The sequence below is a fragment of the Acinetobacter sp. WCHA39 genome (assembly GCF_002165385.1).
Taxonomy (GTDB): Bacteria; Pseudomonadota; Gammaproteobacteria; order Pseudomonadales; family Moraxellaceae; genus Acinetobacter.
Genome location: NZ_NHRP01000017.1, coordinates 72,145 through 79,854, shown reverse-complemented (window position 1 = coordinate 79,854; position 7,710 = coordinate 72,145). Strand labels below are relative to the sequence as shown.

General features: G+C 37.2%; 8 protein-coding genes, 4 pseudogenes and 1 other annotated feature. Of the genes and pseudogenes, 8 read left to right on the top strand and 4 right to left on the bottom strand.

Features of this window, described 5'->3' with window-relative positions; all coding sequences use genetic code 11:
• Positions 1-140: pseudogene (locus tag CDG56_RS10365) on the top strand (IS4 family transposase); the annotation flags it as partial.
• A 16-nt stretch (positions 141-156) separates the two neighbouring features.
• Positions 157-369: pseudogene (locus tag CDG56_RS10360) on the top strand (glutathione binding-like protein); the annotation flags it as partial.
• A 414-nt stretch (positions 370-783) separates the two neighbouring features.
• On the opposite strand, the gene CDG56_RS10355 reads toward CDG56_RS10360, so the two are convergent.
• Both CDG56_RS10355 and CDG56_RS17585 read right to left on the bottom strand, forming a co-directional pair.
• Positions 784-1,215: a PPC domain-containing protein gene (locus tag CDG56_RS10355; RefSeq protein ID WP_087547813.1), complete on the bottom strand. Its 432-nt coding sequence runs from the start codon at positions 1,213-1,215 to the stop codon at positions 784-786.
• A 96-nt stretch (positions 1,216-1,311) separates the two neighbouring features.
• Positions 1,312-1,496: pseudogene (locus tag CDG56_RS17585) on the bottom strand (IS3 family transposase); the annotation flags it as partial.
• Between the two features lie 77 nt (positions 1,497-1,573).
• Between CDG56_RS17585 and CDG56_RS10350 the strand changes: the two are divergent.
• The 6 genes and pseudogenes from CDG56_RS10350 to CDG56_RS10325 form a co-directional block, all read left to right on the top strand.
• A pseudogene (locus CDG56_RS10350) lies at positions 1,574-1,905 on the top strand (IS3 family transposase); the annotation flags it as partial.
• Positions 1,696-1,809 (top strand) — a sequence feature (AL1L pseudoknot). (Overlaps the previous pseudogene by 114 nt.)
• A 221-nt stretch (positions 1,906-2,126) precedes the next feature.
• Positions 2,127-2,933, top strand: coding sequence for a HesA/MoeB/ThiF family protein (locus tag CDG56_RS10345; RefSeq protein ID WP_413772786.1), 807 nt, complete (start codon positions 2,127-2,129; stop codon positions 2,931-2,933).
• A 57-nt stretch (positions 2,934-2,990) separates the two neighbouring features.
• Entirely contained in the window at positions 2,991-4,289 is a 1,299-nt protein-coding gene (locus CDG56_RS10340; RefSeq protein ID WP_087547812.1) for an ABC1 kinase family protein, read from the top strand.
• Positions 4,290-4,315: 26 nt separating this feature from the next.
• Complete coding sequence (gene folB / locus CDG56_RS10335; protein WP_087547811.1) at positions 4,316-4,696, top strand: dihydroneopterin aldolase; 381 nt, start codon at positions 4,316-4,318, stop codon at positions 4,694-4,696.
• Entirely contained in the window at positions 4,653-5,087 is a 435-nt protein-coding gene (locus tag CDG56_RS10330; protein ID WP_005160519.1) for a 2-amino-4-hydroxy-6-hydroxymethyldihydropteridine diphosphokinase, read from the top strand. The genes folB and CDG56_RS10330 overlap by 44 nt, the downstream gene beginning before the upstream one ends.
• A 26-nt stretch (positions 5,088-5,113) precedes the next feature.
• Entirely contained in the window at positions 5,114-5,665 is a 552-nt protein-coding gene (locus tag CDG56_RS10325; RefSeq protein WP_087547810.1) for a DUF2799 domain-containing protein, read from the top strand.
• 78 nt (positions 5,666-5,743) lie between these two features.
• On the opposite strand, the gene coq7 is transcribed toward CDG56_RS10325, so the two are convergent.
• A complete protein-coding gene (gene coq7, locus CDG56_RS10320) occupies positions 5,744-6,379 on the bottom strand; it encodes a 2-polyprenyl-3-methyl-6-methoxy-1,4-benzoquinone monooxygenase (protein ID WP_087547809.1) in 636 nt (211 codons plus the stop codon).
• A 3-nt stretch (positions 6,380-6,382) separates the two neighbouring features.
• Complete coding sequence (locus CDG56_RS10315) at positions 6,383-7,702, bottom strand: MFS transporter (RefSeq protein ID WP_087547808.1); 1,320 nt, start codon at positions 7,700-7,702, stop codon at positions 6,383-6,385.
• Positions 7,703-7,710: the final 8 nt, after the last annotated feature.

Genomic DNA, 7,710 nt, shown 5'->3' with positions numbered 1-7,710 from the left:
CAGTAAGTTTATTTCGCTACGGTTTGGACTATGTTCAAATGGCTATTCTACGTTTGATTGGTTTTGGAAAAAAAGAAGAATTTAAGAAAGTGCTAGCAATTTTAAGAAAGAAAAAGCCTGATAGGACAAGGGCCCTATGAAATTTGTCGTGTACAAAGTGAATATTTAAAAGATAAAGAATTTCTAGTCGCAGACCGTTTAACCGGTGCTGACTTTATGATGGGCTTTGGACTACATGCTTTAGTTCATCATATGGGACAAGGTGAAAATTATCCGCATATCCAACGTTATGTAGCAGGTTTAAGCCAACTACCTAGCTGGCAAGCCGCAGTACAAATTGAACAAAATGGTCTGAAAAGTCAAAAATAGCACAATTGTTTTTTTCAAGGCAATTGAGAAAAAGAATCGTCATTGACAAGTACATCTAGTTAAAAATAAGCTGACACATATTTAAATTAAACGCCCAATGAATTTCATCGGGCGTTCTCTATTTTAAAGATAAGGAATTACCATTATTTAAGACAAGTTTCGCCTATTCTTTCACTGCAAATTCCTATCAAAAGAGTGTGAATATCACGACGGTTACGTTGAAAGATATAATCAACTTTTGAATGAAAGAAACGTGACTAACGCACAGTAAGATTAAATTATTCCTCGGGGTATTAAACAAGTCATCTATATCATTTTAATAACATAAACACATATGCGTAAAAATCACGCCCCGCTTAACTGGCAATAGTTTTTGAACCCTTGTATAAAAGTTTAAACGAATCTAGCAAGTCTTTATTTAATGTTAATACTCATCCAGTATTGAGGTTTTTTATCTTTTCTTGCCTGTGATCTAGGTTGTAATACTCTAATTTCATACTCACCTGAAGCAGGTAAAATATAAATACCATTATCATCAAGCTCTGAAGAATATTCTCCAAGATTGATAGAGTCTTTTAATTGATTACCCCATAAGTAAGTTTCAACATTTCCTCCAGTCAACTTAACTTTTAACTTTTGCCCTTTTTTAGCATAAAATTTGTAGGAATCATACTTGTATCCATCTAGCCTTCCGTAATAATTTGCAGAGTCAGCTTTTTTTGCAAACTTAACTACAACAGTCTTTCGTATATCATTGTTATCATTTGCAAGTACGGCAGGGCTAAGCATAGTTAAAGTTAGGGCCATACAAGCACCAGCTAGTAATTTCGTATTCGCTATTTTCATAAGGTTACCTTAATTCTTGTATCGCCCCTGACATAGTAACATAAGTAATAAGTAACCATGAATTATGGAACAAAAATGTGAATAGTCACCAAAATTCTAGACACACATAACTATCTTTTGATAGACCCTCTCATAATCTAATGAAGAACGTTGACCGTTGGAACTAGGCCGCGTTTGAATTGCAGAACACCTCAATATATTCAAAGATATTAGACCTGGCTTCAGTTCTTGCTATATATTTTCTTCTTAATTCTTTCTTGTTTTAACAACTGAAAGAAACTCTAAGGAACAGCAACAGCAACAGCAACAGCAACAGCAACTGTGCTGGAAATTAACTGTCCTGATATGAGAGCATTAAAAATACTTAGATCAACAAGATCCAATCAAAGTACAACAATTTTCAGATTAAGAACGTATCAAACAACTGGAACACGAAAATAAAGAACTGCATCGTGCTAATGACATTCTACGTAAGGCAGCCGCTTTTTTCGGCCAGGCGGAGCTCGACCGCCCACACAAATAGTGATGGATTTTATCCATAATAAGGCGTTATATGGTGTTGAGGCAATTTGTAGAATTTTACCTATCGCAGCTTCAACCTATTACCGAACTCTAGTCCTCTGTGATGAGAAGCATTGCTTCGCAAGGGAACATCGAGCGAAACGAGATTTACATGACTTGCATCATAGTGCACTGGGTTATGTATCACCTTTTGATTTTGAAGCAATGTCATATGATAAGATTAACCCGTTAGGTCAGGTGGCCTAACTTAAATAAAAAGTCTCCGACAAACCCGGTATGGTTCAGTTAAAGAGTAAGAAAAATATTGGGGTAAAATCGCTTTTTGTCAAAAGAAAACAGTGTTCGTTCTAATTTATTACTTTCCTCAGAACCCACATCGACTTAAAATCATGAACACTTTTGATGATAAAGAAGTAAGTCCCGTGTCAGACCATTTGGAAAACGAATTTGAGCTAAGTAATGAGGAAATGCATCTCTATAGTCGTCAGATTTTATTAGATGGTTGGGATATCGAAGCACAAGAAAAACTAAAACTCGCCAATGTGCTAATAATCGGCGCAGGTGGTATCGGTTGTACCAGTGCTGAGCTGTTGGTACGTGCAGGTGTAGGTAAAATTACCATTGTCGATGCCGATACGATTGAAATGAGTAATCTGCAAAGACAAATTGCCTTTACGACAAAAGATTTAGGTCGATACAAAGCCGAAATACTGGCAAAGCATCTAAAAGACATTAATCCGCATATACAAGTTAGCTATCAAAATATACGATTCGATGAAACGAATGCTGATGAACTTGTACAGCATCAAGATGTAGTCTTAGATGGTTGCGATAATTTTACGACTCGTTATCTAGTGAATGCGGTGTGTAGAAAACATCAAGTACCGCTTATCAGTGCGTCAGCCATTGGTTTTGAAGGGCAACTGTTTATGGTGGATGCTGATTCAGCTTGTTATGAATGCCTGTTTCCGAAAGAAGATCATGCCAATGAAGGATTACGTTGTGCGGAGTCAGGTGTATTAGCTACCACTCCTGTAATGATAGCGTCATTACAAGCGCATCACACTTTGTTGTTTTTAGGACTTGGTCTGACACCATTAAAGCAAAAATTGTTGCTTTGGAATGGTTTAAATCTATCGCAACGCATTCTTAAATTTGAAAAAGATGTAAATTGTCCAGTTTGTCAGGCAAGTTGATCGGTAAATTGAGCAAAATTTGCTAAACTAAGACCATCTGTAAGGCAATGAAAGATTATGAAAAGAAATATTTTATTCGATGGATTACGTTCTGTTGCACGTATAGGTGAAACAGTTATTGTTGCGGCACAAGCAGGTGTGAAATATGCAACTGAAAAACCAAGTAATGCAAAGCTCATGCGTGAGACCTTTGAGTCGCTTGGTTCAACATATATTAAATTGGGTCAATTTATTGCCAGTACGCCGTCTTTATTCCCTCGTGAATACGTTCAGGAATTCCAAGGCTGTTTAGATCAAACGCCAACCTTACCATTTAGCTATATCCAACAAGTATTAGCTGAAGAATTTGAAGGCCGTAATCTGAATGAAATTTTTAGTTTTATCGATGAAAAGCCACTAGCTTCAGCTTCAATTGCACAAGTCCATGCCGCTCGACTAGTTACGGGTGAAGATGTGGTATTAAAGGTGCAAAAACCTGGTGTTGAAACCATTTTATACACTGATTTAAATGTCGTACATTGGGCTACAAAACTATTAGAAAAAGCCGTTCCTAAAATTAAGTTTGCTTCACTTTCTGAAATTGTGGATGAGATCAAAACACGTATGGTACGTGAAGTTGATTTTATTGAAGAAGCACAGAATCTGGATGACTTTATTCAATATTTAAATGTGTCAGGTAACCAAGCGGCAACTGCACCAAAAGTTTATCATCAATTTTCAACGCGCCGTGTACTTACCATGCAGCGCTTGTACGGGGTGTCATTAACTGATTTTGATGTTGTTAAAAAATATGCCAAAGACCCAACACAAGTTCTGATTACTGCAATGAATACTTGGTTTGGTAGTCTCATGCTATGTAAGAGTTTCCATGCTGATTTACACGCTGGAAATCTGATGTTACTTGAAGATGGTCGTATTGGTTTTATTGATTTTGGTATTGTTGGTCAGTTAAACCCTGAAGTTTGGACAGCATGTATGGCATTTATGGATGCATTACAGCATACCAATTATATCGCGATGGCTGAGAATATGCTGAAAATGGGCATGACTCATCAGAAAATTGACACTCAAGTCTTGGCTGATGATTTAGAGCGTTTATTTAGTGGTGTATTACTGGCAGATCCGCAAGAAATTCTCAGTTCCAATCCAGCAGATTTGAATGACATTATGATGGATATGGTGGCTGTCGGTGAACGTCATGGTATCAAATTCCCGCGAGACTTCGCTTTGTTATTCAAGCAAATGCTATATTTTGATCGTTTCATGCGTGTTCTCGCACCGTATACCGATATTTATGCTGACCAACGTTTAAAAATGGTTCACAATATTGAACCTGCTTCGTTTTTAAAGCATTAATTTATTTATCGGTTCATTAGGTCATTATGGATGCCATTATAATTGAAGGGTTGAAGGTGGATACTGTGGTTGGCTGTTTCAACTGGGAACGCCAAATTATTCAACCTTTGATGCTAGATCTCATCATTCATAATGATCTATCACACGCTGCATACTCGGATGAGTTGGAAGATACGCTCAACTATGCGCAAATCTGTGAGCTTGCAGCCCAAGTTATACGGGAGGCTAAACCGAAACTGATTGAGCACGCCGCACAATTGGTACTTGAATGTTTATTTACGACTTTCCCCACGATCGAATCGATCAGTATCACCATTCGCAAACCCGCCATCATTGCACAAGCCAATGCAGTAGGAATTCGCCTTGAACGCAACAGAAACAATTTTTGCGCTCGCATTGGCGAGTAACCTCAAACAAAAACAAAATTTCACTTTTGCTTATCAACAGATATTAAGCTTAGGTATAGTGGAATTTTCTTCAATTTATAGAATCCCATGTCGGGATCGTGTTGGTGCCGATTATTGGAATTCAGCTTGTTTATTAAAAAGTCGACTGAATGTTGATGAGATCACTGAAACCCTGAAAAACTTAGAAGCACAATCTGGTCGAGTTCGTCCATCACATAATATTAGCTTGGATATTGATGTGATTGCTTGGGGGGAGACTTTAGAAGATATGCAATTTAATCCAAAAAAGTTACCATTAGCCTTAGATGTTAAAATTCCACTTTATGATTTGTGGCAGGTTCCAGATTTAGATTACGATAGGAAAAATTCTTATCCCGTTATTTCTATCTAACACTATAATAATAGGAACAATATTCCATGAATAAAATTTCATTGTTAGTAGGTTTTACAATTTTACTTTCAGGCTGTGCTGCCATGAGTGTTGAACAATGTAAAACTGCAAATTGGTTTAATGTTGGAGAAAAAGATGGTGCAGCAGGACGGGAATCTCGATTAGATAAATATTATTCTTCTTGTCAAAAAGCCAATATTGTGCCGAATCAAAAGCTTTATGAACAAGGTTACCAAAAAGGTTTGGGCTATTACTGCCGACCAGAAACCATTTTTAATGAAGCGTTAGAAGGGCGTGGTGATTTTCGTATGTGTCCGTTAGACAAGCGTGAGTCTTTGCGAATATATTATCAAGTTGCAAATGGCTACTACCAAGCAAACGCGGAGTTTGATCGCTCACAAAATGATATTAACTATTATTTAAAAGAGTTAGAGCGTAAAGACTTATCTGTTAAGGATCGTGATGATTATAGAAAACGTTTATATGATTTGCGCATCAATAGCAGCAGAGTTCAATCACGTTATCAAGATGCAGTTCGAAATTTGGAACGTTTTAAAGCTGAACGTGGGTTGCGCTAATTTTTAAATAGAATTATTTAAATTGATTGAAGTAATAAAAAAAGGGGAATGATGAAGTTACAATTTCCCCTTTTTTATTTATAAATAATAACTGGTTTTAGTCATTAATTTTGATATAGCTGTCATGGTAATACGCACAGGTACAGGTAGATCAACACCTCCAGCCTTTAAGGCTGTATCGCGGTGGTGTAATTCATCTTCATTCATTTGTTCTAAAATTTTACGTGAACGATCATCATGAGATGGAAGTTGTTGAATATGTTCCTGTAGATGTTGGCTGACTTGGCGTTCGGTTTCAGCGACAAACCCTAAGCTATATTTGTCACCTGCAATACCTGCTATTGCGCCCATACCATAAGATAAACCATACCAAATTGGATTGAGTACGCTCGTATGACTGTCTAATTCTCTTAAACGATCTTCACACCAAGCGAGATGATCTTGTTCTTCTATCGCAGCTTGTTGCATTTCTTCTCGAACATGGGGTAGTTTTGCAGTGAGCGCCTGACCATGATAAAGCGCTTGCGCACAGACTTCGCCACTATGATTGACACGCATTAAACCTGCTACATGGCGAGCATCGCTAACACATAATTGTGAAGGTTCTGAATTTGCTGGATTAGATCGCTGAGCAGCAGTTGCCCCTGGCACCAAGCTACGAAGCGCCTGATCAAAAGAATTAATAAGTTTATCGATACCTGTAAAATGACGCATATATTAATCCTCTAAAGTATAGGGTGCATTTTCTAACAACGGTTTTAAACGCTTTAATAACCAAAATGAGAAAATTGCACTTAAAACTGCAGTAATCGTAAATAATATTTTAATATCAATTTTTAAAACGCTTAAGATTAAAATTGAGAAAACTGCAGAAGAAACCATAAATACAGCATTTAGAATATTATTTGCGGCCACTACACGCGCACGGTGAGAACGTGGTGAGTAAGCTTGCATCATTGCATATAGCGGCACAATATAAAATCCACCACTAATACCTAATAAAGTCACGGCAAGCATGACATGATAGTACACGGCACCTTGGGTAAAAATATCTTTTAAACTCAGTAAATCGCCAGTTCGCTCAGGAACAAAAGAGAGGCTCGCTGCTAAATACAAAGCAAAGATCGTTAACCCAATCGCACCGTAAGGTACCATTTTAATATTGATCTCTGTACCACCGATACGTCTGCACAGTAAAGAACCTACACCAATACCAACAGAGAAAAAGGTGAGGAGTAGACTGACAACGTTTTCAGAAGCATGCAGGTTTTGTTGGGTCAATTGAGGAATTTGAGTTAAATAGGTTGCGCCATAAAACCAATACCAAGAATTACCGAGCAAAACAATAAATATGATTGGAAGGCTTTTAGCATATTTTAAAGTTTGAAAACTTGTACGAAAAAAATTCCAGTCAATTTGTAAATCTGGCGCTGCAACCTTTTGAGGTAAAATAAATCGGCTACATAAATAGCCTAAGCAAGCTATGATGACAACAGTGACACTAATCCACAATAAATTTCCTTCCGATGATGCAATGACTGCGCCTCCAAGAATCATTCCTAATAATATTGCGATCGATGTACCTGATTGGAAAAGTGCATTACCAGACATCAATTCTTCTTGTTTTAGAATTTCTGGTAAAATCGCATATTTGATTGGACCAAAACAAGTTGAATGCGTCCCCATCAGAAATAATGCAAAAAGTAGTAACCATAAATTTCCAAGCAAGAACCCCGCGGTTCCAATCAACATAATGATAATTTCTAATATTTTTATAAAGCGAATGAGTTGAGATCTTTCATATTTATCAGCAATTTGCCCAGCAGTTGCAGAAAAGAAAAAGTAAGGCAAGATAAATAATAAGGCAGCTAGATTATTGAGTGTACTGACGGGGGCACTTTGTTGCTGGATCCAACCATAAGTGATCACTAAAAGTAGAGCTTGCTTAAAAACATTGTCATTTAAGGCTCCAAAAAACTGAGTGAAAAACATCGGTGCAAACCGACGTGATGTCATTAAGTGCTCATCTTGTTTCATTGTGTGTT

Excerpts from the sequence above, each read along its gene's own strand:
- CDG56_RS10355 (WP_087547813.1), bottom strand. The coding sequence starts at position 1,215 with ATGAAAATAGCGAATACGAAATTACTAGCTGGTGCTTGTATGGCCCTA.
- CDG56_RS10345 (WP_413772786.1), top strand. The coding sequence starts at position 2,127 with ATGAACACTTTTGATGATAAAGAAGTAAGTCCCGTGTCAGACCATTTG.
- CDG56_RS10340 (WP_087547812.1), top strand. The coding sequence starts at position 2,991 with ATGAAAAGAAATATTTTATTCGATGGATTACGTTCTGTTGCACGTATA.
- folB (WP_087547811.1), top strand. The coding sequence starts at position 4,316 with ATGGATGCCATTATAATTGAAGGGTTGAAGGTGGATACTGTGGTTGGC.
- CDG56_RS10325 (WP_087547810.1), top strand. The coding sequence starts at position 5,114 with ATGAATAAAATTTCATTGTTAGTAGGTTTTACAATTTTACTTTCAGGC.
- coq7 (WP_087547809.1), bottom strand. The coding sequence starts at position 6,379 with ATGCGTCATTTTACAGGTATCGATAAACTTATTAATTCTTTTGATCAG.
- CDG56_RS10315 (WP_087547808.1), bottom strand. The coding sequence starts at position 7,702 with ATGAAACAAGATGAGCACTTAATGACATCACGTCGGTTTGCACCGATG.